The sequence below is a fragment of the Mesorhizobium kowhaii genome, assembly GCF_003253745.1.
Classification (GTDB): Bacteria; Pseudomonadota; Alphaproteobacteria; order Rhizobiales; family Rhizobiaceae; genus Mesorhizobium; species Mesorhizobium kowhaii.
Map to the genome: position 1 here is coordinate 74,830 of NZ_MZXV01000048.1, position 26,086 is coordinate 100,915.

A 26,086-nucleotide genomic window follows, 5' to 3' on the forward strand; every position below is an offset into this window, starting at 1 on the left:
GTTACTTGTCTATGTGAAAATACCTGCTAGGAGTCGGCGGGCCGGGCGCATGCGCGGTTCAGGGAGGAATTGCCGGATATGACAAGACTGCGCGGTCTTGCGTGGGATCATCGACGCTGCTGGGGTCCGCTCGACGCCAGCGTCGGGCCGTATTGCGCTGGCAATCCCGGCCTGGAAATCGAATGGGACCGCCGCAGCCTCTATGAATTCGGCGAGGGCGCGCTCGGTCCAGTGCTCGGCATTTACGATCTGGTCGTGTTCGACCATCCCTTCATCGGCGACATCGCGCAGGATGAACTGATGGTGCCGTTCGACGCCCATCTGTCGGCGGAGCAGATCCGCTTCTTCGAACAGGATTCAGTGGGTTCGTCCTGGCGCTCTTACGAAAAGAACGGGCGCCAGTGGGCATTGCCGATCGATGCCGCTTGCCAGGTCGCCTCCTACCGCCCGGATCTATTGGAGCGCTACGGACCGGTGCCGCGCAGCCATGACGAGGTGCTGGAACTCGGCCGGCAAGCGCGCAAGGACGGGAAGTGGCTCGGCTTTCCCTCCGTGCCGACGGATGCCATGTGCATGCTTTTGACGCTCGGCCATCCACAGGAAGACGGCGAGCAATTCATGGCAAGGGAGGCGGTTGAGCAGGCCGTTGCGCAGTTGCGCCAGCTTGCGGCGCTGTCGCATCCAGACTCCTCGAAATGGAATCCGATCCGCTGCTACGACCACATGATCGCGCATGACGATGTTGTCTATGTGCCGTTCGCCTTCGGCTATGTGAACTACGCCGCGAAAACCGACGAGCCGTATCTGCGCTTTGCCGACGTGCCGACGCCGCGCTCCGCCGGCGCCTTGCTCGGCGGTGCCGGCATCGGCGTCAGCGCGCAGTCGAAGCACAAGCAGGCCGCGATCGACTACGCGCTGTTCCTGTGCTCGCCCGACTATCAGCGGGGCGACTATGTCAGGGCAGGCGGACAGCCGGGATCGCTGGCCGCCTGGAAGGACGCCGAGGTCAACGATTTTTCCGAGGATTTCTTCAGCTCGACGCTGCAGACGATCGCCTCGTCCTATCTGCGTCCGACACATCCGGGCTTTATCGCCTTCTTCCGTGAATGCGCGCCGCATGCGGCGGCGGCCATCGCCGGCGACATGTCGGCAGCCGAACTCGCCGACCGCGTCAATCGCCTCTACCGCGACACCAGGCAAGGCCAACCGCAACGGAGCGTTGCGTGATGGCCACCAGCGTTGCCGAGACGTTCGACGAGGGCGAAGGCGGCCGCAGCGGCTATCGCGTGCCGGCGGTGGAGAAGGCGCTCGACGTTCTGGAGTTCATGGCCTCCAGCGCCGAAACGCTGACCCAGACCGAGATCGCGACGGGTCTCGGACGCTCCATTCACGAAATCTACCGCATCCTGCTTCTGCTGGAAAAGCGCGGCTACATCTTCCGCACGCAATCGGACCGCTTCCGGCTGTCGCTGAAGCTGTTCGAACTGGCGCACATGCATCCGCCGGTAAACAGGCTGGTCGAATGCGCGCTGCCGGTGATGCGCGAATTGACCGCCAATGCGGATCAAAGCTGTCACCTTGTGGTGCGCGAAGGACAGAATGCGCTGGTGGTGCTGCAGATCGATTCACCGCTGCCGATGCGCTATTCGGTTGCGCTGGGGTCGCATTTTCCGATCCTTGAAACCAGTTCCGGAGCGGTGCTGCTTGCCCATTCGAACCGGGCCGAACGCGACCGCATCGTCGAGCGGATCGTGGTCGCCGGCGAAGGCCAGGGCACACGGGTAGAGATTGAAGCGCGGCTGAACGAGGTTGCCAGGCTCGGCTACGAGATGCGCGCCTCATTGGCTGTCGAGGCCTGCACCAACATCTCGATGCCGGTGCGTGATCACACCGGCGCCGTCATCGCCGCGCTCACGGTTCCGCTGCTGCCGCAGAAGGCGGCGCGCTTCGACCGCGAAACGGTTTTCGAACGGAGCCGGGCCGCCGCCGAAAAAATATCGGCGGCACTTGGCTGGGGCGAGTCCACCACCTCTTCACGTGCCGACCCGGAACGGCGGGACTACCCGTTCAGCGATTAACAAAAGCGATAAACCTGGGAGAAGAAACATGCACTGGTCCAAGTCAATCCTGTTTGCATCCGCGGCCGTGCTGGCCTTGAGCACAGCAGCCGCGCATGCCGAGAACATGCCCAAGCACATCGGCTATGTCACCAACTACGCCACCCATGAATGGTATCAGAATGTCATCAAGGGCATGAAGGCTCACGGCAAGGAACTCGGCATCGAGGTCGAGGTGCAGGACGCTAATCTCGACATATCCAAGCAGGTCGCCGCGGCCGAAGACTTCATCGCCAAGGGCGTCGATGTGCTGATTATCACCCCGGTGAATGAAGAAGGTGTGGTGCCGCTGCTGCGTCAAGCCAAAGCTGCCAACATCCCCGTGGTGCTTGAAGGCAACCCGGTCAAGGGCATGACCACGATGGTTGCCATCTGCGACTATGACACCGGCTATTTCTCCGGCGTCGAGGCCGGCAAATATGCCAAGGAAAAGCTCGGCGGCGTTGCCAAGGTGATGAATGTCGGGCTGCCGCTGCTTTCCGCCACGGTATTGCGCTCGCACGGCTTCATGGACGGGCTGAAGACTATCATCCCCGAGGCTGTCATGGTCCACGACCTTGACGGCGGTGGCAATCCCGACCGCGCTCTCGAAGTGTCTTCGGCGGCACTGGCGAAGAACGCCGACATCAACATCATCTATGGCATCAACGATTCATCCTCGCTGGGCGGCCTGCAGGCCTGGAAGGCGGCGGGCAAATCGCAGGATGGCCTGTTGACGGTCGGCACCGGCGGCGAGGGGCTTGCCTTCATCAACGCGATGCAGAACGAACCGTCCTACAGGATCGAAGCCGCGATGTTCCCGGAAAAGGAAGGCTTCACCGCCATCGATGCCGCGGTAAAACTCTTCAACAATGAGGAAGTGCCGGAGCATATCGTCAGCCCCACCGCGCCGATGAACGGCGAGGACTGGAAGAAGTTCTACGATTATGATGGCACAACCCGCACCATCAAATGGGATGCCGTCAACGCACTGCAGCCACCGGCAAAGTGCATGAAGACTTCGGCCGACCTGAAGAAATAAGGCTGGTCGACATTGCCCTTCCCGCGTCGCGGGAAGGGCCTGCGCCAGGTGCTGCTGGCGGGCATAAACAGGGCGTCGGGATCCGGCGCCTGACGCAGCTCGGGAATGGATGAAATGAGCGAGCTTACACACGCTTCCGCGCCCAGGCGTTTTATCGGCGGCCAGCTTCTGGGCAGCAGCCAGCTCGTGCTGGGTGTCATCCTGGCCGTGCTGTGCATCGCCATATCGATCGCGGCGCCGCAGTTCTATTCGGAGGCCAACATCATCGCCATCCTGCGCCAATGCGCGCTGGTGTTGATCGTCGCCTCGGGCATGACCATGCTCATCATTACCGCCGAGGTCGATCTGTCGGTCGGCGCGTCGCTCGCCTTTGTCGGTTGCATCGGCATGGCCGTGCTCAATTCGACGCATAGCCTCGCGCTCGGCATGCTGGCGGCACTTGCCTTTGCTGGCGGGGTTGGCCTGTTCAACGGGCTGGTCGTCACCAGGCTGAGGGTGAACTCGCTGATCGCCACCATCGGCACGATGATGATGCTGCAGGGCGGCGTCTATCTGTTCACACGCGAGGCGGTGCAGAACCACAACCAGCTGACCAGCTTCACCGATCTCGGTGCCGGCTATGTTGGCGCGGTGCCGGTGCCCGTCATCCTGGCAGCGCTGATTTTCACGGTTGCCTATGTGACGCTGCGCTTCACCACGCTGGGCCGTTACCTCTATGCGGTCGGCGCCAACGAAAAGGCGGTGAGGCTGTCTGGCGTGCGCTCCGAACGCCTCAAGCTGTTTGCCTTCATCCTCACCGGCCTGTGTGTCGGCGTCGCCGGCATGATCCTGTCGTCGCTGATGAATGCCGGCCAGCCGACCGCCGGACGCGGCTTCGAACTGACGGTGATCGCCGCGGTCATCCTCGGCGGCACCAGCCTGCTCGGCGGCCGCGGCTCGCTGTTCGGCACTTTGCTAGGTGTGCTGGTCCTGAAGGTGATCGACAACGGCATCATCATTCTCGGCTGGAACCAGGACCTGCAGATGGTGGTCCCGGGCGTCGTCATCATCCTGGCAACCTATCTCGACATCATCCGGAACAGAGCCAATGTCCGTTGATTTCCTTCATCCCGGCGAAGGCGCGGCCATCGACACGGACGTGCCGGCGCTGGAACTGCGTGGCATCGACAAGCGCTTTCCGGGCGTCGTGGCGCTGGACAATGTCGACTTCACCCTGGAGCCCGGCAAGATCCATGCCTTGATGGGCGAGAACGGCGCCGGCAAGTCGACGCTGATCAAGATCATGGCCGGTGTCTACGGCAAGGATGCCGGCACCATCCGCATGCGTGGCCGCGAGGTCGACATCAAGTCGCCGCGCGACAGCCTGAAAGAGGGCATCAAGGTCGTGTTCCAGGAGATCGCGCTGATCTCCGAATTCACCGTCGCCGAGAACATCTTCCTCGAAGGCTATCCGACCGGCAAGGCCGGCTCGATCGACTGGAAGAAGATCCGCGCCGATTCAGCAGCACTTTTTAACCGCATCGGCTTCAACGTCGATCCGGCGGCGCGGACGGGCTCGCTGCCGGTCAGCCAGCAGCAGATGGTCGAGATCGCCCGTGCGCTCGCCCACGAAGCCCGCGTCGTGGTGATGGACGAGCCGACGTCCTCGCTGACGCCCAACGAGGTTTCGCTGCTGTTCACGGTCATCCGCCGGCTGGCCGCGCTCGGTATCGCGGTGGTCTATGTCAGCCACAAGCTCGACGAGGTGTTCGAGATCGCCGACACGGTGACGGTCCTGCGCGACGGTCGCCACATCTCGACCAAGCCGATCGGCGAGCACACCAACGACACGCTGATCCAGGACATGATCGGCCGGCGCATCGACAATCTGTTTCCCCGCAAGCGCGGTGAGCCGGGCAGCAAGGTCGCCCTGTCCGTGGAAAAGCTCAACACGGCGAGGAAGCTCAATGACGTGTCCTTCGAGGCACGCGCCGGCGAGGTTCTCGGCTTCTTCGGATTGATGGGTGCGGGCCGAACCGAGCTCGCAAAATCGATCGTCGGTTACGACCCGATCACTTCCGGCACGATTGTCGTCGACGGTAGCCGCCTCGTGCCGCACGACACGCGTACCGGCGTCAGACTCGGCATCGGCCTGCTCACCGAGGACCGCAAGAGCGAAGGCCTGATGGGCGAACTGCCTGTCTACCAGAATGCCAGCCTCGCCTCGCTGGGCGCCTTCGCCCGCATGGGGTTCATCGACAAGGCGAGAGAACACCGAGCGGTGCAGGATTATGTCGACCGCTTCCGCATCAAGACCCCCAGCCTGTTCCAGCAGGTGAAGAACCTATCCGGCGGCAATCAGCAAAAGGTGCTGATCTCGCGCTGGCTGATGCGCGGCCTGAAGGTGATCGTCGTCGACGAGCCGACCCGCGGCATCGATGTCGGCGCCAAGTCGGAGATATTCGCGCTGATCGACCGGCTCGCCGGCGAAGGCCTGGCGGTCGTCATGATGACGTCCGAGATGCCGGAACTGCTTGGTCTTTCCGACCGGATTGCGGTGATGTGCGAAGGCCGGCTCACCGCGATCATGTCGCGCGACGAAGCCACCCAGGAGAAAATCCTCAATGCGGCGATCGGCTAAGACCATGACGCTTCGTGGCAGCATCCCCGGCGACCCGGCCCACCTCTTCGAAGGGAGCAGGCGATGAGCCTAGCCAGCACCGCTTCCGTGAAAGCCCCGCCATCCGTGCTGGCGCGGCTCTTCGCCCGGCAGGAACTGGCGCTGATCGTCTGCCTCATCCTGGTGATCGTGTTTTTTTCCGTCACGGCGGAGAATTTCTTCTCCGTGCGTAATATGACCAACGTGCTCGGGCAGGCTTCGCTGGCGCTCACCGCCGGGATCGGCTGCGCCATCGTCTTCATTTCCGGCGAAGTCGATATCTCGATCGGATCGTTGCTGGCGACCATCGCCCTGCCGCTGATCATCATCATGAACGACACCAACTCGCTGCTGCTCGGCGTCAGCGGCGCGCTGCTGTTCGGCCTGATCATCGGTGTGGTGAACGGCTATCTCACCGCCTATGCCGGCATCAACTCGCTGATCGTGACCTTGGGCACGATGTTCATCATGCGTGGCGGCGTCTATCTCTACACCGGCCAGCGCGCGATCCCGGACGATGCCAGCCTCGACAGCTTCATCGCCCTGTCGGATGGCCGGCTGTTCAACATCATCCCGTATTCGGCGGTCATCGCGATCGTGCTGCTCCTCGGCTTCGCCTATATGATGCGGCATCGGCCGTTCGGGCGGCAGATCTATGCCGTCGGCGGCAATCCGGAAGTGGCGCGGCTGGCGGGCTACGATGTGCGGCGCGTCAAATTCATCTGTTTCATCATCAGCTCGCTACTGGCGACGGTTGCCGGCATCATCCTGGCCGCCCGCGTCGGCTCGGCGCAGCATACGGCTGGGCTGAATTTCGAATTCCAGGTCGTCGCCGCGACGGTGCTTGGCGGGGTGAGCCTTGCCGGCGGCATCGGCAGCCTGACCGGTATGGCGCTCGGCGTGCTGATCCTGCAGTTCCTGTCCAATGGCCTGCGCGGACTTGGGCTGCCGACCGAATGGCAGCTGGTCATCACCGGCATGATCATCATCGCCGCGGTCGCCTTCGACGAAGCAAAGCGCCGGCGCGCGATTGGAGGCTGACATGGCTCGTCTTGAAAGAAAAATCGCCGTCATCACCGGCGCCGCGGACGGCATCGGCCATGCGATCGCCGAGGCGATGGCGCGGGAAGGCGCGCATGTCTTCCTCGGCGACATCGCAGACAGCGCGGGCGAGGAGTTCGCTGCGGCGCTGCGCGCGGCGGGCTACCGTGCCGACTATGTGCATTGCGACGTGTCGCAGAAGGCCGACATCATCGGCCTCATCGACAGCGCCGTCAAAAAGACCGGACGGCTCGACGTGATGGTCAACAACGCCGCCATCGCCATTGGCGGCATGCCGGTGCACGAAATGACCGACGAGCAGTGGCACCGGCTGATCGCGGTCAACCTGACCAGCGTGTTTCGCGGCTGCAAATATGCACTGCCGCACATGATCGCGCAAAAGTCGGGTTCGATCATCAACATGGCCTCGGCGCAGGGCCATATCGGCCTCGATGGCTGGACTGCCTATGCCGGCGCCAAGGGCGCGGTGATGGCGATGACGCGCCAGATGGCGGTCGAGTTCGGCCCGATGAACATCCGCGTCAATTCGATCTCGCCGGGCACCATCAACACGCCGATGAACGACAGGCTGATCAAGGAGATCGGCGGCAATCTCGCCAGGGCCTGGGTCAAGATGCATCCGCTCGGCCGCATCGGCGAGCCTTCCGAAGTGGCCGAGGCCGCCGTCTATCTCGCCTCCGACGCCGCAGGCTTCACCACCGGCACCGACCTGCGCGTCGACGGCGGGCTGACCGCAGCACCCCGCTACGTTCCTGAACTGCTTTGACAACACGAAACGAGACATGAAATGAACAAGGCCCTCGAAGGCGTCCGCATCCTCGATTTCAGCCATCTGCTGCAGGGGCCGTTCGCCACGCAGCTGCTCGGCGACATGGGCGCCGACGTCATCAAGGTCGAGCGCGCCGGCGCCGGCGACATGTTCCGTGGCATGACCTTTTTTGCCAAATGGGTGGGCGGCTCGGAGAGCCCGAATTTCCTCGCCTGGAACCGCAACAAGCGCTCCATCGCGCTTAACCTGAAGAGCCGCAAGGTGCACGCCATCCTCATGGAGATGGCCAAGAGCGCCGACGTGGTGGTGCAGAATTTCCGTCCCGGCGTGCTGGCCAAGCTCGGCTATGGCTATGAGGACTTTAGGACTGTCAATCCGCGCATCATCTACTGCTCGGGTTCCGGCTATGGCGAGGAAGGCCCCTATGTCGAGCGCCCCGGCCAGGACATGCTGATCCAGGGGCTTGCCGGACTTATCGCCAACACCGGTCGCGGCGACCAGGCTCCGGTTCCCGCCGGCGCCGGCCTCGCCGACCAGATCGGTGCCATGAACATGGTCTACGGCATCCTGTCGGCGCTCTACTATCGCGAGAAGACCGGCAAGGGCCAGAAGATCGAGGTCAATCTGCTGGCCGGCCTGCTGGCGCATCTCAATCAGGAATATGTCGCCGTGCTCAACCTCGGCGAGGATTTTGTCCGGCCGAATTCCGGCATCGGCCACCCCGGCATGCAGGCGCCGTTCGGCATCTACGAGGCGAAGGACGGCGGCTATATCTCGATCGCCATGAGCCCGTTCAAGACGCTGTACGAGGTACTGGAGGCGCCGCAGCTTGCCGTCTACGACGACCTCAAGACCTTGTTCGACAAGCGCGACGAGGTGTTCGAGAAGGTCAATGCCGAGACCAAGAAATTCGCCACGCAGGACCTGTTGGCACGGCTGCTCGCGGTCGACATCTGGTGCGCCGAGGTCAAGGATATCCGCCGCGCGGCGGAAGACCCGCAGGTCAGGCATATGGGCATGATCACCAGCTATGATCATCCGCGCGGCGGCAAGGTTCGGGTGGTGGCACCGGCGGTCAAGATGAGCGAGACGCCCGCGACCATCGAACGGCCGGCGCCGCTGGTCGGCCAGCATGGCCGCGAGATCCTGGCCGAGTTCGGCCTCTCCAAGGAGGAGATCGCAGCACTCGAGGCGTCGGGCGACATGACCGTGGACGCGGCCTGACGATGACAGCCTACCAGACACTCACGGTCGAAATCTCGGGCCGCGTCGCGATCGTCACCTTCCGGCGCGCCGGTCAGCTCAACGCCATGAACCGGCTGATGCAAGGTGAGATCACCGAGGCCTTCGAGGCTCTGTCCGGCGACGCTGGCGTCGGTGCGATCGTGGTGACTGGCGAAGGGCGGGGTTTCATGGCCGGAGCCGATATCAAGGAATACGCCGCGCAGACCGCCTCCGAGTTCGACACGTTCCAGGCTGCCGGCACGCGCATGTATGCGGCGATCGAGAACAACCGTAAGCCGGTGATCGCGGCGGTCAACGGTTTCGCCTTGGGCGGCGGCATGGAGCTGGTGCTGTGCTGTGACATCGTGATCGCCAACCAGTTCGCGAAACTCGGCCTGCCGGAGATCAAGCTCGGGCTGATCCCGGGCGGCGGCGGCACACAGCGAAGCGTCGCCAAGCTCGGCCGCAACCGCGCCAATCTTCTGCTGATGACCGGCGCCATTGAGCCGGCCTCCGAATTCGTCGCTGCCGGCCTGGTCAACGAGATCGTCGATGTCGACAGGCTGATGCCACGCGCGCTGGAACTGGCTGAGATGATCGCTGCCGAGCCCGCCGATGCGATCGAAGGGTTGAAAGCCCTGACGGCGCATGCCGTGTCGGGCGATCTGGCCGAAGGTCTCGCCATGGAGCGTGACAAACTGGGCGGCCTCTATCGCAGCGAGATCGGCCAGCAGCGCGTCAAGGAGTTCGCCGACAGGAGCACGACGCGGGCGAAGAAGGCCGGCCCATGAAGGCCGGCGACGAGCATCGCGGACTGGGTTGGGCGCATGGCGCGCTGACCGTCCAGAGGCTCGGCGCGATGCTGGCGCCCGTCACGTTCCTGCTGGCGGACGGCCGGAAGGTCTCGCCGATGCATATCGCACCCTGGTCGAACGAGCCGGGGGCGGAAGCGCTGCCGGGCATCCTGCGCCGGTTGCGCGGCGAGTGGCCTTGCGTGCCGTTCGGCTATTCGGTGCCTGCCGACGGATGGCCTGAGGACTGGGCGGCCGTGATGGGGCCGCCGGAGCCGGACGAAGAAGTCCATGGCCATGGCTCCAATCATGACTGGACCTGGCGCGACACCGGTGGCGCGTCATTGTCGCTGGTGTTGGCCTATCCGCCCGGCAGCCCGGTCGAACGCGTTGAGCGGACGGTGAGGCCCGACCCATCGGCGCCGGCTATCGATATTGAATTCAAGATCGTCGTCCGCCGTGCCTGCCGATTGCCGATTGGCCTGCACCCGGTGTTCCGGCTGCCGGCAGAGACCGGCGCCGCCACGCTGGAACTCGGCTCCTTCGATGAGGGCCGCACCTATCCTCACGATGTCGAACCGGGAGCTGCGCTTTTTGCCAGGAATAAAGCGGTTTTCGAACTGATCGGCGTGCCGGCGCGCACCGGCGGTGTGATCAATGCCTCGCTGCTGCCTCTGGCGGCTGACACGGAGGAGTTGCTGCAGATCGAGGGCGTCGACGGTATGGCGGCGCTCGCCAACCACGAGGACGGCTACCGGGTAGAGCTCTCCTGGCAGAAAGAACATTTCCCCAGCCTTCTGCTCTGGTACTCCAATCGCGGCCGCAAGGCTGCACCCTGGAATGGGCGCCATGTCGCCATCGGCATCGAGCCGATCTGCTCGCCCTTCGGGCTCGGCCCGGCGACCGCACTGGCCGACAATCCCATCGCGCAATCCGGGATTGCGACGGCGCTGGAATTCTCGCCCGAAAGACCGTTCGTGACCCGCTACCGCATCGAGGCATCGGCGCTGTGAGAGATCGTGCGGCAATGTCTCTGGTCAAGCCGAACCGGCCGCGCTTCACCGATGTCGAGGGACTGGCCGCGATGGTCGGCCAAGGTGACTCCTTCGGTGTTGGCGGTCACCATTTCGCCCGGCTGCCGATCGCATTGCTGCGTGCGATCGCCCGGTCCGGCATCAAGGATTTGCGCTACGTCTGCTGGGCCGGTGGCTTGCCGCTCGAACTGCTGCTCGAAGCGGATGCGGTAGCCGAGATCGACCTTTGCTTTTCCAGCCTGGATATTTTTGGCCTTCCGCCGCGGTTCCGTGCCGCTGCCGAGACCAGGGCAATACCGGTTCGCGATTGGACCGCGCTGGCCATGATCCAGGCGCTGCGGGCGGCGCAGCAGAACCTGCCTTCCATGCCGTTCCAGCTTCCCCAGGGGTCCGACATGTTGGCGCGTGTGCCGACTGCGAGCGCCGCGCCCGATCCCATTGCCGGGACCGCTACCGGATTTATCCCGCCGCTGCGGCTCGACACCTTCGTCGTCCACGCCCAGCGCGCGGACGAAAGCGGCAATGTGCAGATCATCGGGCCGCGAGCGCTGGATTTCGCCATGGCCGGCGCGGCGCGGCAGGTGCTGGTCACGGTCGAGGAAATCGTCCCAGTTGGAGCGCTGCGGCATGATGGGCGCCAAAGCATCCTCACCCGCAATCAGGTCTCGGCCGTAGCGCTGGCGCCCGGCGGCGCCTATCCGGCCTCTTGCCTGCCATTCTATGTCACGGATTATCAGAGATTGTCGGCGGCGTTCGCGACCAGGGAAACGCCCTTGGTGGACAATCTGTGCCTGCCGTCCGAAGGCGTGCCGGAGCCGGTTCAAAAAGCCGCGGAGGTCCGCGCCGAAACGGTCCTCGCTATGCCTGCGCTCGCGCATGGCGAAACGAAAGCATCCGTCGACGAGATCATCGCCGCCCGCATCGCGGCCGAACTCGATAATGAGAGCTTTGCCAGTGCCGGCGCGGTGTCGCCGCTGGCCAATGTTGCCTATCGGCTGGCCAAGGCGACGCACGCGCCGGACATGATCATCGCGACGATGAGTTGCGGCCACCTCGATATCGCGCCGAGCCCGATGATCCTGTCGCTGATCGAAAGTCTCGACTGCGAAACGGCGGTGGCGCATGCTGGCGGCGACGACACCTACTCGACCTACTACCAGGCAGGCGCGGTGACGCATGAGATCGTCGGCGCAGCACAAGTCGATCGGCGCGGCCGCGTCAACACCATCGCGCTGCGCAAACCAAGCGGCGGCATCATCCGGTTGCCCGGACAGGGCGGCATGGCCGACGTTGCCAACATGCACCGCGACTATCTGCTCTACATCCCTCGCCATTCGGTCCAGTCACTGGTGGACGAGGTCGAGATCGTCAGTTCGGCCCGCGGGCTTTTGACGTCGGCGGAACGCGAGCCGATGGGCTATCGCACCGGCAAGGCGCTGGTCTTCACCGATCTCTGTGTCTTTCGGCTGGATCGAACATCCAGGGAATTGACCGTCATCGAAACCATGCCTGGCGTCACGCACCAGCAGATCCGTGATGCCACCGGATTTGCGGTGACGTTCGATGCCGGTTGCCGGCAGATATCGCGCCCTTCCAACGACACGCTCGCCGTCCTGCGAAACCGCATCGACCCACTCGGCCTGCGCCGTCTGGAATTCGTCAGCGCCAAGGAGCGCGGCGCGCTCATTGCCGAGATCCTCGCCGCCGACCGCACCATGGTCGAGCGCTGCATCGCCGCACAGCAGGACATCGCAAGGAGCTGATCCATGGCAAAGCCGTTGCTCGACATGTCCGCCGCGCGCGTCTTCTTCGACGGCATCTTCACCAGCCCGCGCGTCGCCCATCCGGAGGGCGTGGCCGTCCACCGCGATGGGTCGATCTGGTGCGGCACCGAGACCGGCGACCTCCTGCGGCTGGCCGCCGATGGCGGCTCGGTCGAGCGCATGGGCGGAACGGATGGTTTTCTGCTAGGCATCGCCTTCGACAGCGCAGGCAACTGTTTTGCCTGCGATCTCAGGCATGCCGCGATCTTTCGCTGGGATGCCGCGACAGCGCGCATGGAGCACTTCGCTTCGTCCGGCATTCGCGTGCCGAACTATCCGATCGTCGACGAGGAGAGGGGTTGGCTCTATGTGTCGGACAGCGTCGGCGAAGACAATCGCTCCGGCATTTTTCGCTACGACCTCAAGACGGGCGAGGGCGGCCTGTGGTGCAGGCAGCCCATGTCCTTCGCCAATGGCATGGCCATGGCGCCGGATGGCAACGGCCTCTACGTCGTCGAAAGCAACGCGCCCTGCATCAGCCATGTGCCGATCCTTGGCGACGGCACGGCAGGAGCCCGGCAGATCGTCGTCGAAGGCGTGCACAATGTTCCCGATGGCGTCGCCTTCGCGCCTGACGGCTCGCTGTTCATCTCATGCTACGAGCCAAGCCGGATCTATCGCTGGCGAAAGGACAGAAGTCTCGAAGTGCTGATCGAGGATCCGGCGGCGACCACGCTGGCGCACCCCACCAACATCGCCTTCAAGGGCGACAGACTCTACACCGCAAACCTTGGCCGTTGGCACATCACGGAGATTGATCTGGCGGCACTTTCAAACTCGAACGACTGAACCAGGCTGTAGGTTCGGCTTCGAGGGCCACTCTCGAAAATCGGAAAAGCCCTCTTGACTCCGCGCCCGTAAATCTTCCTTATACGTATTAATGATACGTATAAGGAAGTCGCCTTGAGGACCGGTCGGGCCACACAGAAAGACGTTGCGCGACTGGCTGGCGTGTCGCAAGCGAGCGTTTCCATGGTGATGAGCGGCGGCGGCTCGCCGGCCATATCGTCCGAGACCTGGGAGCGGATCACCAATGCGGCGGCGCAGCTTGGCTACATGCCAAATCGCTTCGCGCAAGCGCTCAAGACCAATCGGACCATGACGATAGCCTGCGTCGTGCCCGACATCACCAACCCTTTCTATCCGGCGTTGATGCGCGGCATCCAGTCCGTGGCCGAAAAGCTCGGCTACGACGTGATCGCGGTCAGTACCGACGGCTCCGCCGAGCGCGAGCAGCATTTTCTCGACTGGTCCCGGCAAGGACGGGTCGACGGTGTGATCGGCGTGTTCTTCACGCTGCGCGCCGGGGACTTCAAGCCGCTGGTCGATGCCGGCGTGCCGGTGGTGCGCATCGAGTCGAGCAAGAAACGCGGTGGCGACATCGCCATCGACGACATCTTTATCGACAGTTACGCCGCGGCCCTTGCGGTCACGCAATTTCTCATTGGCCGCGGCCATCACCGCATCGCCATGGTCGCCGGTCGGGGCGGCCCACAGGGCGTGCGCGTCGAGGGTTACCGTACCGCGCTCACCGAAGCCGGCGGCACGCCATATCTAGTCATCGACGAGGAATTCAGCGAAACCGGCGGCGCCCGGGCTGCCGAGACGGTGCTGGCCAGTGGCTACGCACCGACGGCGATCTTTGCCGCCAATGACCTCATGGCCATTGGGGTGATGCAGGCGCTGCGCGACCGCGGCATCGCCATTCCGGGCGAGATCGCCGTGGCCGGCTTCGATGACATTTCGGCCGCACGGCTGGTCACGCCGTCCCTGACCACCGTCTCGCAGTTCCAGGGCGATATCGGGGTCAAGGCAGCACAAATCCTGATGGAAAGGCTGCGCGGCTCCGAGCCGGGCGCGGGTACCGCGCTCGAAATGCCCTTCAGCCTGATCGAACGTGGCTCAACCTGAAACAAGAAACCAGAAACATCGGAGGAGAAAACATGCAACGCCGTACACTGCTTAAGACCGGCCTCGGCCTCGCCGCCCTGCCGTTGCTCCCACGCCTGGCCTTTGCCGACGACAAGAAGCCGGTCGGCTTCTGGTACGAATCCGCATCGCCGGAAAACCAGGACGAACTCAAGACCCTGCTGGTCGATCCGTTCAATGCGGCGCATCCGCAGGACGATCTTTCGATCGACTTCCGCGGCTCCGACCTCGACAAGCAATTGCGTATCGCCATGCTCTCGGGCAGTGGCCCCGATGTCGTCTTTACCGCCGGTCCGAGCTATGTCGCCTCGATGGCGGAAGCCGGGCAGTTGCTGCCGCTCGACGACTATGCCGCAAAACTCGGCTGGAACGATCGGCTGTTGCCGCTGTTCATGGAACTGGGCAAGTATGACGGCAAGCTCTATGCGCTGGCCAAGACCTATGAGACGCTCGGCCTGTTCTACAACAAGACGCTGTTCGACAAGAACGGCTGGAAGGCGCCCACCACCATCGCCGAGCTCGAGGCGCTTGCCGATGAGATGAAAGGCAAGGGCCTGGTCCCGTTCGGCTCCGGCAACGCCGACTGGCGGCCCGCCAACGAGCACCATGTCTCGATCGTGCTCAATTCGGTTGCCGGGCCCGAGAATGTCTACAAGGCGCTGACCGGCGCCATTCCGTGGACGGACCCATCCATCCTGGCAGCCATCGATAAGCTCGATGAATGGTGGCAGAAGGGCTATTTCGGCCCGAACTATTTCTCACTGACGCTGGAGCAGGCATTCGCTCAGGTGGCGACGGGCCAGGCCGGCATGGCGCCCTCCGGCACCTGGAGCTTCACCAACATCCCGACCTATTTTCCGACCAACAACGCGGAGGCGGCATTCGTCGGTTTTCCGAGCACCAATGGCCCGCCGGTCTATGCGCTCGGCATCGGCTCGACACTCTCGATCAACGCGAAATCCGAGAATGCCGACGGTGCGGCGGCGGTGCTCGATTATATGTTCTCCGACAAATTCTACAGCGCCATGAACTCGGTGTGGCAGGGCGAGTGGAACCTGCCTCTGAAGGATCTGTCGGCGGTGAAACTCTCCGACAAGGTGCTGCCGCTCTACACCGAGGCGATGAAGAACCTGTCGGCGGCCGTCGGCGCCGGCCAGTACGGCTACACGACGTGGACCTTTCTGCCGCCGGCGACCGATACGTATCTCGTCAGCGGCATGGAGGAAGTCTGGCTGAAGAAGCTCACCTCGAAGGACTACCTCAAGAAGCTCGACGACACGTTCAAGCAGGAAAAGGACGCCGGAAAAGTACCGGCGATTCCGAAGCGGGCCTAACCATCATAACGGATCCGCGAACCCTCTGAACGCAGCGATGGAGTGGCGCCAAACCGGCGCCCTCCCAACCCAGGGCAGTCGTCCATGCACCGGCTCTATCTCGTCCCGACGCTGATTATCAATTTTGTCATCGTCCTCGTTCCGGCATTGCTGACGGTCGTCTTGGCGTTCTGCAACTGGGACGGCATTTCGACGCCGACTTTCTCAGGACTGGATAATTTCCGGGCGCTGTTTGCCGACGGCGTCTTCTGGTCGGCGTTGACCAACAACATCATCTGGACCTGCATCTTCCTCGTCGTGCCGATCGCCATGGGGCTGCTGGCGGCCTCGATGCTGCTGCTCGTCAGGCGCGGTAGCAATTTCTTCCAGGTCGTCTATTTCCTGCCCGTCGTCATCGCCACCGTCATCACGGCGCGGGTCTGGCAAGGCATGATCTACAGCCCGGTCACCGGGCTTTTCGGCCTCCTGTCGCGCATGGGATTGCCGCTGGCCAATCCGCTGGCGCAGCCGTCGACGGCGCTGTTCGGGGTCGCGACGGTCGACCTCTGGCATTGGTGGGGCTTTCTCTGCGTGATTTTCTTCGCGGCACTGCGGCAGGTGCCGCAGGAACATATCGAAGCGGCGCGCATCGAGGGCGCCAACTACGGGCAGATGATGCGCTACGTGCTGCTGCCCGCGATCCGCCCGACCATCATGCTGATGATGATCATGACGGTGATCTGGAGCTTCCTTGCCTTCGACTTCGTCTACATCCTGACCCAGGGCGGACCGGCGTTTTCGAGCGAGGTGCTGTCGACGCTTGCCTACCGGCACGCCTTCTACGACCTCAATGTCGGCCAGGCGGCGGCAGCGGCGCTGGTCATCAGCCTGTTCGGCCTTGTCGGCACGTTCTTCTATGTCCGCCTGCAGACGCAGGAGGGCGAGCAATGAGAATGGTCGAAAGCCGGGCCACGCTCACGATCTCCTACATCGTGCTCGGCATCGGTGCGTTCATCGCGCTGTTTCCGATCGCCTTGCTGGTGCTCAATTCGCTGAAGCCGGCGGCCCTGATCGTGCAGAACCCGCTGGCGCTGCCAAACCCCATTCGTTGGGAGAATTTCGTCAACGCCTGGAACCATGCCAAGTTTTCGAAAACCTTCATCAACTCGCTGCTGCTGTCCGGCACGACGATTGTTCTCGTCTGCTCGACGTCCTCGCTGTCGGCCTACGTGCTGGCACGCAGGAAAATCGCATCGTGGAAAATCTGGACGTTCTATCTGCTGGCGACGACCACGGCGCCGATCCAGCTTTACATTTTCCCGCTCTATTTCGGCTTCGCCAAACTCGGGCTGATCAACAATGTCTTCGGCGTCGCGCTGATCTACACCGCCCTCTACAGCCCCTTCGCGGTGATGCTGTTGAGGACATATTTCATCGCCGTGCCGAAGGAACTCGAGGAAGCCGCGCTGATCGATGGCGCCACCCACTGGCAGGTGTTTTCCAAGGTCATGCTGCCCATCGTCTCACCGGGCATCCTGACGGTCGCGCTGATCATCGGGCTTAATTCCTGGAACGAATTCCTGATCGCGGCAACGTTCCTGCAGAAGGCGGACAAGGTCACTGCGGTGATCGGCTTCTACCTGCTCAGCGGGCAGTACAGTTCCGACTGGGGGGAGATCATGGCCGCCGCGCTGATCATCGTGGTGCCGGTGGTGGTGCTGTTCGTCGCCATGCAGAAGCGGTTCATCGAAGGCATGGCGGGCGGCTCGGTCAAGGGTTGAACTTTTTCGATTATCTGGAGCAGAACATGCAGATTCCAAACGACTATCTGGAACGGGTCTATGCCGGCGTGCTTGGCAAGCTGGTCGGTGTCTATCTCGGCCGGCCGTTCGAGGGTTGGACTTACCAGAAGATCATGAAGGAGCTCGGGCCGATCGACTATTACGTGCATGAGCGCCTGAACCAGCCGTTGGTGGTGACCGACGACGATGTCGCCGGCACCTTCACCTTCATCCGCGCGCTCGAGGATTACGGCATCTCGGCCGATTTGCCGGCCGAGGATATCGGCAAGGCCTGGCTCAACTACATCGTCGAGGAGCGCTCGATCCTGTGGTGGGGCGGCTCAGGCAATTCGACCGAGCACACGGCGTGGCTCAATCTCAAGAAGGGCATTCCGGCGCCGCATTCGGGCTCCACCGCCACCAACGGCCTGACCGTCGCCGAGCAGATCGGCGCGCAGATCTTCATCGATGGCTGGGCGATGGTGGCACCGGGCCAGCCGGAGCTGGCGGCTAAGCTTGCCGAGCAGGCCGGCAAAGTCTCACACGACGGAGAATCCGTCCATGCGGCCATGCTCTGGGCGGCAATGGAGGCCGAAGCCTTTGTGTCAGATGACATCGACCACCTCATCGATACCGGCCTGTCGGTCATCCCGCGCGACAGCCTGATTGCAAAACTCATCGCCGATATCCGCGGCTGGGTGAAACAACATCCCGACTGGCACGACACGCGTCAGAAGATCGAGGACAAATACGGCTACGACAAATATCCCGGCAACTGCCATGTCGTGCCGAACCACGCGTTGATGGTGATGGCCGTGCTCTATGCGCCCGACGATTTCCAGAAGGCGCAGATGATCGTCAACACCTCCGGCTGGGACACCGACTGCAACGCCGGCAATGTCGGCTGCCTGCTCGCCCTGATGCTCGGCCTCGACGGGATCGAGGCCGGCCCGGACTGGCGCGGACCGATCGCCGACCGCCTGCTGATCTCCTCGGCCGACGGCGGCAACTCGATCAACGACGCGGTGCGCACCGCCTATTACATCGCCAACCTCGGCATGGCGCTTGCCGGTGGAAATCCGCTCGATGCGCCGAAGGGCGGTGCGCAGTTTCACTTCTCGCTGTCGGGCAGCCAACAAGGCTTCCGGCCGGTGGAGGGTCATGGCTCCGCCAGCGGCGTTCGCATCGGCAATGTCGAATTCGAAAATGCCCGGGCGCTGACCGTGAACTACGAGGCGCTGGGTCCCGGCCAGAGTGCCGCGGTCACGACGCCAACATTCTCGCCGCGCGAGGTGCTGTCGATGCGCACCTACGATCTGATGGCGACGCCGCTGGTCTATCCCGGGCAAGTGGTCAAGGCACGCCTCGTTGCCGATCGTCACAACAAGGGTGCGGTGTCCGCCCAGTTGCGCATCCGCGCCTATGACGGCGATGATCGTCTGCGCGACATTGACGGCGATGCCGTCACTTTGAATGCAGGCGAGGACCGCGTGCTTTCGTGGCGCCTGCCGGATCTGGACGGCCAGCCGATTGCCGAGATCGGCATCGTGCTGACCAGCATCGGCAAGCGCGCCGACGGCCGTGTGCTGCTCGACTATCTGCGCTGGGACGGCGCGCCGGAACTCACGCTGCACCGCCCCGCCGGCGATTGCGATTTCTGGCGCATGGCCTGGGTCAATGGCGTCAGCTTCTTTTCCAAGCGCTATCCGCCGAGCTTCCGCATTTCGCAAAGCCGCGACGAGGGCATCGTCATCCACGGCACGCGACAGTGGACCGACTACAAGCTCTCCAGCGATATCGTCATTCACCTTGGCAATTACGGTGGCGTGTGCGCGCGGGTCCAGGGACTGCGGCGCTACTACGCCGTGCGCGCCACCCGCGATGGCAAGCTGCAGATCGTCCGCACAAGGGACGCCGACACGCTCGTTCTGGCGGAGACCAATTTCGATCTCCTCTTCGAAAAGACCATCCCGGTGACGCTGACCGTCAAGGGCAGTCGCATCAGCGCGCTTTTCGGCGGTGTGGTGCTTGAGGCGCAGGACACCAGCGCGGAGGCGTTCACGAATGGCGGCATCGGACTGCTGATCGCGGAAGGCGCCATGTCCACCGACAAGGTGCATGTGAGCGGGGCCTGACCGTCCCGCGTCGACAATCTCAGGAAAGATCCCGATGGCTTCAGTCGAAATCGCCAACGTCCTCAAATCCTACGCCGGGCACGCAGTGCTGCACGGCGTCTCGGTCAAGATTCCGGACGGTCAGTTTGTCGTGCTGGTCGGTCCGTCGGGCTGCGGCAAGTCCACGCTGCTGCGCATGATCGCTGGACTGGAGGACATTTCGGGCGGAACGATCAGCATTGGCGACAGGGTGGTCAACGACCTGCCGCCGAAGCAACGCGACATCTCCATGGTGTTCCAGAATTATGCGCTCTATCCGCATATGACGGTCGCCGAAAACATGGCGTTCTCGATGACGCTTGCCAAGGCGCCGAAGGCTGAAAAGGCCGAGCGGGTGGCGAAGGCCGCGGAAATCCTCGGCCTGACGCCGTTGCTCGATCGCTATCCGCGCCAGCTGTCGGGCGGCCAGCGCCAGCGCGTCGCCATGGGCCGCTCGATCGTGCGCAACCCACAGGTCTTCCTGTTTGACGAACCGCTGTCGAACCTGGACGCCAAATTGCGTGTGGCAATGCGCGCCGAGATCAAGGCGCTGCATCAGCGCCTGCGCACCACCACCGTCTATGTCACGCACGATCAGGTCGAAGCCATGACGATGGCCGACCAGATCGTCGTGCTGAACAACGGCCGGGTGGAGCAGATCGGCACGCCGCTCGATCTTTACGACCACCCGGTCAATCTGTTCGTCGCCACCTTCATCGGTTCGCCGTCGATGAACATCATCAACGGCGCGGTCGCACGCAACAACGGCACGCCGGTGGTGCGGGCAGGCGACGGAACATTGTTGCCGGTCGGTTCTGCCTTCAGCGTGGCGGACGGAAAGAAGGTCCAATACGGGTTCCGGCCAGAGCATTTGAGTGTCTGCGCGCCGGGCAAGGGTATCGCGGCCTTGGTTGGCGTGGTCGAGCCGATGGGTTCGGAGACCCAGGTTCATCTGACGATCGGCGGCGAACCGGTGGTCGCCGTGTTTCGCGACAGGATCAGCGCCCGTCCGGGAGAAACGCTTTTTGTCGAACCCGACGTTGCCAAGTTGAACCTGTTCGACGCCGAGACCGGCCGAGCGCTGGCAAGCTGATTTGACGATGTCGGCCGATCTGCTTCAAAGTCGGTCCTGGATCGCGGAACGGGATGTGACATGGTGGATTCTGATCGGATCGACAAGCTGATCGCAGCGGTGCCCCCCGCCTTGGCGCTTCGCGCCGGGCTGGACCTTGGCATCTTCACCCGGCTCGGTGGCAGCGCGGTGACCGCTGACAGCCTTGGGGCCGCGCTCAAAGTCGAGCCCGATCGTCTGTCGCGGCTTCTCTACGCGCTCGCCAGCATCGGTCTCCTCGAAGTCAAGGATGGTCAATTTCGCAACGGACCCGAAGCGTCGGCCTTCCTCGACGCGTCCAAGCCGACCTATCGCGGCGGCGACCATGCGCTCCTGCGCGAGCTCTGGGGAGCCGACCTGCTGACCGCAGAGTCGCTGCGACAGAACCGGCCGGCTGCGCTGCACGACTTTTCGGAAGCGGGGCCTGAGGCGGCGGCGGCCTTCAGCCGCATGCTCGCACCGGGCGGGGTGATTTTCGGCCGACATCTGGCCCGGGAGATGGACCTCTCGGCGATCGGTTCGGTGATCGACATCGGCGGGGGCCCCGGGACCATTCTCGTCGGACTTCGCGAGCGGCGGCCGCAGATTGCGGCGACGCTGATGGAACTCCCAACGGTCGCAGCGGTCGCGCCAGATATCCTGTCAGAATACGGTGCCGACGACGTGGTTGTCGAAGAGGGGGACATAACTGTCGCGCCATCGATAGGTCGGCACGATCTGGCGATCCTGAAGGCCGTCGTCCAGGTCCTTCCGCCGGATCAAGCGCGCAGTTCGATCCTGAACGCGGCGCGTTGCCTCACACCCGGAGGCGAGATCGCAATTGCGGGGTGGGGTGTCGTCGATGACGACCGCCTCGGCCCGTCTGAGGGTGTCTTTCTGAATCTCACCTTCTTGAACCTCTATCGCCACGGCGAATCGTACACTGAAGGTCAGTATCGCGCGTGGATGACCGAGGCTGGATTCCGGGATATCTCCAGGTCGCGCCTGACGGACGGCTGCACGTTGTTTCGTGCGCGCCTCACGGGCTGATCGTGGCTGAATGGTTGGTTTCGGACGCCAGGCTCCCCGAGGCGCCCCGACCCTATCCGGGCAGCCGATGGGCTCGGAGACCCAGGTTCATCTGACGATCGGCGGCGAACCGGCGGTCGCCGTGTTTCGCGAGAGGATCAGCGCCCGTCCTGGCGAAACGCTTTTTGTCGAACCCGACGTTGCCAAGTTGAACCTGTTCGACGCCGAGACCGGCCGATCTCTGGAGACGTGAGGGGAGCATCCGGCGGGCTCATCGAGTTGCACAGACACCCCGATTTGCGGGTATCCGTTGGGATTTTATTTGCCCGCAAGCCACGCTATGCAGCGCGGGCTTTCTTCTGTTCGGCCCAGATTGGAGTGCCCATTGCTTTGATCGGTAGGCTCTGCGTGTCACCTTGGATGCACCATCCATGCCCAGAGTGCTTGCCAATGGTCGCTTCTACTTCTCCTAGGCAAGGGCGGGGAAAAGAAGGAACCTGACCATGCCCAGAATTGTGCCGGTGCTTGATCTGAGCCGTCTCGAACAAGGAGCGTCCGAGCATCGCACCTTTCTCCTGGACCTGCGCACGGCGGCCCGGGACGTCGGCTTCTTCTATCTCAGCGGTCACGGAATTTCGGCCACGGAGACCGATGAAGTGCTCGATGCCTCGCGCCGGTTCTTCGCGTTGCCGGAGGCCGACAAGCTGGCGATCGAAATGGTCAAGTCCTCGCAGTTTCGCGGCTACACACGCGCCGGCGGAGAGCTGACCAGGGGCGCCGCCGACTGGCGTGAACAACTCGACATCGGCGTCGAGCGCCAGCCCATCCCGCAAGGGCCGGGAATTGCGCCTTGGACACGGCTGCAAGGACCGAACCAATGGCCCTCGGCACTGCCCGACCTCAAGCCGGCGCTGCTGGCATGGCAGACCAGGGCTACGGCGGTGGCGATCCGGCTGCTGAAAGCCTTCGCGCTTTCGCTTGATCAGCCCGAGGACGCCTTCGACGCGATCTATAGGGACTCGCCCAATCATCGCATGAAGATCGTGCGTTATCCCGGGCGTCACGCGACGGATGGCGACCAGGGTGTCGGCGCACACAAGGATGGCGGCTTCCTGACCCTGCTGCTGCAGGACGACAACAAGGGGCTGCAGGTTGAATATGACGGCAGCTGGGTGAATGTGGACCCGATCCCCGGAACGCTGGTCGTCAACATTGGCGAACTGCTCGAACTGGCATCGAATGGCTATCTGCGCGCAACCGTTCACCGCGTCGTGACGCCGCCTGCCGGCGTCGAGCGGATTTCCGTTCCCTTCTTCTTCAGCGCGCGGCTGGATGCGACCATACCGCTGCTGAACTTGCCGGAGGAACTGGCGGCGGAGGCACGCGGACCGGCAAGCGATCCGGACAACCCGTTGTTTCGCGATGTCGGCACCAATGTCCTGAAAAGTCGTCTGCGTTCACATCCCGACGTGGCGCGCCGCCACTATGCCGATCTTCTCCAGACCGCAGCGTTGCGGCCGTGAAGCCTTATGCATGTCGCCCAAAAGTGGTCCCGGTTTTGGGAGAACGACATGCATAAAAACAAAAAATTAGCGCAATGCCGAACAGATTTTCGCCGTTTTGCCCGTTCTTTGGAACGTCATTTGTCGCCAAGCCGCCGAAATAAGCTCAAACAGGTAAAATCGTTCGGCGGTCTCCTCCCATTCCGCTGAGCGGTGTTCCCCTCTGAAGGTTTGAACCTTCTTTTGGCCGGGCCGCATTCGTGCCCGGCCATTTTTTGTGCCGCGGTCTTGGATCGCAAGACGGAAATGCTGCAAAAGCCGGGCACCGCGCAACGGAATACCTTCCCGAGTTGGGCGGACGGTCCGATCCTAGAGGCCAGGAGTCGAGCGATGGTGCTCGATTGTACCGATCGGTCGGAACGACTTTCATGACACAGAAACAATTGCGGCTTGGCGCCTTCATGCGCCCCGTCAGCCTGCACACCGGCGCCTGGCGCTATCCGGGCGCCTATCCCGACGCCAATTTCAATTTCGCGCATCTGAAGCGCTTCGCCCAGACCCTGGAGGCGGCGAAGTTCGACGCCTTCTTCATGGCCGACCATCTTGCCGTTCTCAACATGCCGATCGAGGCGCTGCGGCGCAGCCATACGGTCACGTCGTTCGAGCCGTTCACGCTGCTGTCGGCGCTGGCCGCCGTCACCGATCATATCGGGCTGGTCGCAACCGCGTCGACGACGTTCGACGCGCCCTATCACATCGCGCGCCGCTTCGCCTCGCTGGACCATATCAGCGGCGGCCGCGCCGGCTGGAACATCGTCACCACGTCCAACCCGGATGCGGCGCTCAATTTCGGCCTCGACGAGCATGTCGAGCATGACGAGCGCTACCGGCGGGCGCGGGAATTCTACGATGTCGTCACTGGTCTGTGGGACAGCTTTGCCGACGATGCTTTTATCCGCGACGCCGAAAGCGGGTTCTATTTCGATCCGGCTAGGTTGCATGTGCTCGATCACAAGGGCGAGCACCTCTCGGTGCGCGGGCCGCTCAACATCGCCCGGCCAATCCAGGGCTGGCCGGTCATCGTCCAGGCCGGCGCGTCGGAGGCGGGGCGGCAACTGGCGGCGGAAACGGCGGAAGTGATTTTCGCCGCGCATGCCGATCTCGCGGCGGGCCAGCGTTTCTTTGCCGACGTCAAGGGTCGTGCGCAAAAGCTCGGCCGGTCGCGTGACGACATCAAGATCCTGCCCGGCGCCTTCGTCGTCGTCGGTGACAGCGTCGAGGACGCGCAGGAGAAGCGAGCGAAGCTCGACAGCCTCGTCTACTACGAGAGCGGCATTGCCTCGCTGTCGATCGCGATCGGGCATGACGCATCCGGTTTTGACCCTGACGCGCCGTTGCCCGAAATCCCCGAAACCAATGCCAGCAAAAGCGGCCGCGAGCGTGTCATCGAACTGGCGCGCAAGGAGAACCTGACCGTCAGGCAGCTTGCACAGAGGCTGGGCGGCTATTCAGGCCTTGCCTTCGTCGGCACGCCTGAAACAATCGCCGACGAGATGGAGGAATGGCTGATCACCGAGGGCTCAGACGGGTTCAACATCATGTTCCCCTATCTGCCCGCCGGGCTCGACGACTTTGTCGAGAAGGTCGTGCCTGAGTTGCAGCGGCGAGGGATCTTCAGGCGGCAATATGAGGGATCGACATTGCGCGAGAATCTCGGCCTGAAACGGCCGCCCAACCGGTTTTTCGAGTAGAGTGTTCTTCGCAGCGAGGTCTCCAATGTCGACCCAGGCAAACACCCGTATCGTGCTCGCGGCGCGGCCACAAGGCCGGCCGAAGCCCGGCGATTTTCGCATCGAGACCGTTGACGTCGTCCAGCCGGGTGAGGGCGAACTGCTGCTACAGATGCTCTATCTGTCACTTGATCCGTATATGCGCGGGCGCATGAACGCCACCAAATCCTATGCCAAGCCGGTCGAGATCGACGCTGTGATGGAAGGCGGCACCGTTGCGCGCGTCGTCAGATCCCGCCACCCGGAGTTTGCTGAAGGCGATATCGTCCTGTCCCACTCCGGATGGCAGAGTTTCGCGCTGTCCGACGGCGTCGGGCTGCGCAAGCTCGATCCCGCGGCAGCGCCCGTCACGACGGCACTCGGCGTGCTCGGCATGCCGGGCTTCACCGCCTATGCCGGTTTGCTCACCATCGGACAGCCAAAGCCGGGCGAAACGGTCGTCGTGGCGGCGGCCAGCGGCGCGGTCGGATCAGCGGTTGGCCAGATCGCCCGCATCAAGGGCGCGCGTGCGGTCGGCATTGCTGGCGGCGCCCAAAAATGCGCTTTCGTGCGAGACGAACTCGGCTTCGATGCGGTCGTCGATCACCGGGCAGATGATTTTGCCGAGCAGTTGCAGGCGGCCTGCCCCGATGGCATCGACATCTATTTCGAAAACGTTGGCGGTCCTGTCTGGGATGCGGTGTTTCCTTTGTTGAACGATTTTGCCCGCGTGCCGGTCTGTGGGCTGATCGCACAATACAACGTTATCGCGGATTCCGGCATCGACCGGTTGCCGACGCTGATGCAGCAAGTCCTCCGCCGCAGCCTGACGATCCGAGGGTTCATCCAGCGTGAATTTGTCGACCAGCGTCCGGCCTTCTACCGCGACATGGCCGACTGGATAGCATCCGGGCAGGTTCGATACCGGGAGGATATCGTCGATGGCATAGAGAACGCGCCGCAGGCCTTCCTTGGCCTTCTCGAGGGCAAGAATTTCGGCAAGCTCATCGTTCGGGTCGCCGGAATTCCTTGAGGGCGTTG

At 63.2% G+C, this 26,086-nt stretch carries 23 protein-coding genes; all 23 read left to right on the plus strand.

Annotation, left to right across the window (positions count from 1 at the left end; all coding sequences use genetic code 11):
* The first annotated feature begins 78 nt into the window (after positions 1 to 78).
* Entirely contained in the window at positions 79 to 1,227 is a 1,149-nt protein-coding gene (locus B5V02_RS21595; protein ID WP_111546133.1) for an ABC transporter substrate-binding protein, read from the plus strand.
* The gene (locus tag B5V02_RS21600; protein ID WP_111546134.1) at positions 1,227 to 2,078 is read left to right on the plus strand and encodes an IclR family transcriptional regulator; all 852 of its coding nucleotides are present in this window, start codon (positions 1,227 to 1,229) and stop codon (positions 2,076 to 2,078) included. The genes B5V02_RS21595 and B5V02_RS21600 overlap by 1 nt, the downstream gene beginning before the upstream one ends.
* A gap of 28 nt (positions 2,079 to 2,106) precedes the next feature.
* On the plus strand, positions 2,107 to 3,138 hold the full coding sequence (locus tag B5V02_RS21605) for a sugar ABC transporter substrate-binding protein (RefSeq protein WP_111546135.1): 1,032 nt from the start codon (positions 2,107 to 2,109) through the stop codon (positions 3,136 to 3,138).
* A 114-nt stretch (positions 3,139 to 3,252) separates the two neighbouring features.
* A complete protein-coding gene (locus tag B5V02_RS21610; RefSeq protein ID WP_111546171.1) occupies positions 3,253 to 4,236 on the plus strand; it encodes an ABC transporter permease in 984 nt (327 codons plus the stop codon).
* Positions 4,226 to 5,758 carry a sugar ABC transporter ATP-binding protein gene (locus B5V02_RS21615; RefSeq protein WP_111546136.1) on the plus strand — a complete coding sequence of 511 codons (1,533 nt, stop codon included), beginning with the start codon at positions 4,226 to 4,228 and terminating at the stop codon, positions 5,756 to 5,758. Before B5V02_RS21610 ends, B5V02_RS21615 begins: the two co-directional genes overlap by 11 nt.
* A gap of 63 nt (positions 5,759 to 5,821) precedes the next feature.
* Positions 5,822 to 6,817, plus strand: coding sequence for an ABC transporter permease (locus B5V02_RS21620; protein ID WP_111546137.1), 996 nt, complete (start codon positions 5,822 to 5,824; stop codon positions 6,815 to 6,817).
* Position 6,818: 1 nt separating this feature from the next.
* A complete protein-coding gene (locus B5V02_RS21625) occupies positions 6,819 to 7,604 on the plus strand; it encodes an SDR family NAD(P)-dependent oxidoreductase (protein WP_111546138.1) in 786 nt (261 codons plus the stop codon).
* A 21-nt stretch (positions 7,605 to 7,625) separates the two neighbouring features.
* On the plus strand, positions 7,626 to 8,831 hold the full coding sequence (locus B5V02_RS21630) for a CaiB/BaiF CoA transferase family protein (protein WP_111546139.1): 1,206 nt from the start codon (positions 7,626 to 7,628) through the stop codon (positions 8,829 to 8,831).
* A gap of 2 nt (positions 8,832 to 8,833) precedes the next feature.
* Complete coding sequence (locus tag B5V02_RS21635) at positions 8,834 to 9,622, plus strand: enoyl-CoA hydratase/isomerase family protein (RefSeq protein WP_111546140.1); 789 nt, start codon at positions 8,834 to 8,836, stop codon at positions 9,620 to 9,622.
* Entirely contained in the window at positions 9,619 to 10,635 is a 1,017-nt protein-coding gene (locus tag B5V02_RS21640) for an aldose epimerase family protein (protein ID WP_111546141.1), read from the plus strand. Before B5V02_RS21635 ends, B5V02_RS21640 begins: the two co-directional genes overlap by 4 nt.
* 14 nt (positions 10,636 to 10,649) lie before the next feature.
* A complete protein-coding gene (locus tag B5V02_RS21645; protein WP_111546142.1) occupies positions 10,650 to 12,419 on the plus strand; it encodes a CoA-transferase in 1,770 nt (589 codons plus the stop codon).
* Positions 12,420 to 12,422: 3 nt separating this feature from the next.
* Positions 12,423 to 13,268, plus strand: a complete 846-nt coding sequence (locus B5V02_RS21650) for an SMP-30/gluconolactonase/LRE family protein (protein WP_111546143.1) — start codon at positions 12,423 to 12,425, stop codon at positions 13,266 to 13,268.
* Positions 13,269 to 13,382: 114 nt separating this feature from the next.
* Positions 13,383 to 14,390, plus strand: coding sequence for a LacI family DNA-binding transcriptional regulator (locus B5V02_RS21655; protein WP_167458599.1), 1,008 nt, complete (start codon positions 13,383 to 13,385; stop codon positions 14,388 to 14,390).
* A 32-nt stretch (positions 14,391 to 14,422) separates the two neighbouring features.
* Positions 14,423 to 15,742 carry an ABC transporter substrate-binding protein gene (locus tag B5V02_RS21660; protein ID WP_111546145.1) on the plus strand — a complete coding sequence of 440 codons (1,320 nt, stop codon included), beginning with the start codon at positions 14,423 to 14,425 and terminating at the stop codon, positions 15,740 to 15,742.
* A gap of 84 nt (positions 15,743 to 15,826) precedes the next feature.
* Positions 15,827 to 16,672, plus strand: coding sequence for a carbohydrate ABC transporter permease (locus B5V02_RS21665; protein WP_111546146.1), 846 nt, complete (start codon positions 15,827 to 15,829; stop codon positions 16,670 to 16,672).
* Positions 16,669 to 17,502: a carbohydrate ABC transporter permease gene (locus B5V02_RS21670; RefSeq protein WP_111546147.1), complete on the plus strand. Its 834-nt coding sequence runs from the start codon at positions 16,669 to 16,671 to the stop codon at positions 17,500 to 17,502. The genes B5V02_RS21665 and B5V02_RS21670 overlap by 4 nt, the downstream gene beginning before the upstream one ends.
* 26 nt (positions 17,503 to 17,528) lie before the next feature.
* Entirely contained in the window at positions 17,529 to 19,637 is a 2,109-nt protein-coding gene (locus tag B5V02_RS21675) for an ADP-ribosylglycohydrolase family protein (protein ID WP_111546172.1), read from the plus strand.
* A gap of 34 nt (positions 19,638 to 19,671) precedes the next feature.
* Positions 19,672 to 20,748 carry an ABC transporter ATP-binding protein gene (locus tag B5V02_RS21680; protein ID WP_111546148.1) on the plus strand — a complete coding sequence of 359 codons (1,077 nt, stop codon included), beginning with the start codon at positions 19,672 to 19,674 and terminating at the stop codon, positions 20,746 to 20,748.
* Between the two features lie 60 nt (positions 20,749 to 20,808).
* Entirely contained in the window at positions 20,809 to 21,795 is a 987-nt protein-coding gene (locus tag B5V02_RS21685; RefSeq protein WP_111546149.1) for a methyltransferase, read from the plus strand.
* Between the two features lie 67 nt (positions 21,796 to 21,862).
* A complete protein-coding gene (locus B5V02_RS21690; protein ID WP_208647121.1) occupies positions 21,863 to 22,027 on the plus strand; it encodes a hypothetical protein in 165 nt (54 codons plus the stop codon).
* Positions 22,028 to 22,277: 250 nt separating this feature from the next.
* Positions 22,278 to 23,297: an isopenicillin N synthase family dioxygenase gene (locus tag B5V02_RS21695; RefSeq protein WP_111546150.1), complete on the plus strand. Its 1,020-nt coding sequence runs from the start codon at positions 22,278 to 22,280 to the stop codon at positions 23,295 to 23,297.
* A 407-nt stretch (positions 23,298 to 23,704) separates the two neighbouring features.
* A complete protein-coding gene (locus tag B5V02_RS21705; RefSeq protein ID WP_111546151.1) occupies positions 23,705 to 25,027 on the plus strand; it encodes an LLM class flavin-dependent oxidoreductase in 1,323 nt (440 codons plus the stop codon).
* A 25-nt stretch (positions 25,028 to 25,052) separates the two neighbouring features.
* Positions 25,053 to 26,078: an NADP-dependent oxidoreductase gene (locus tag B5V02_RS21710; RefSeq protein ID WP_111546152.1), complete on the plus strand. Its 1,026-nt coding sequence runs from the start codon at positions 25,053 to 25,055 to the stop codon at positions 26,076 to 26,078.
* Positions 26,079 to 26,086 lie beyond the last annotated feature (8 nt).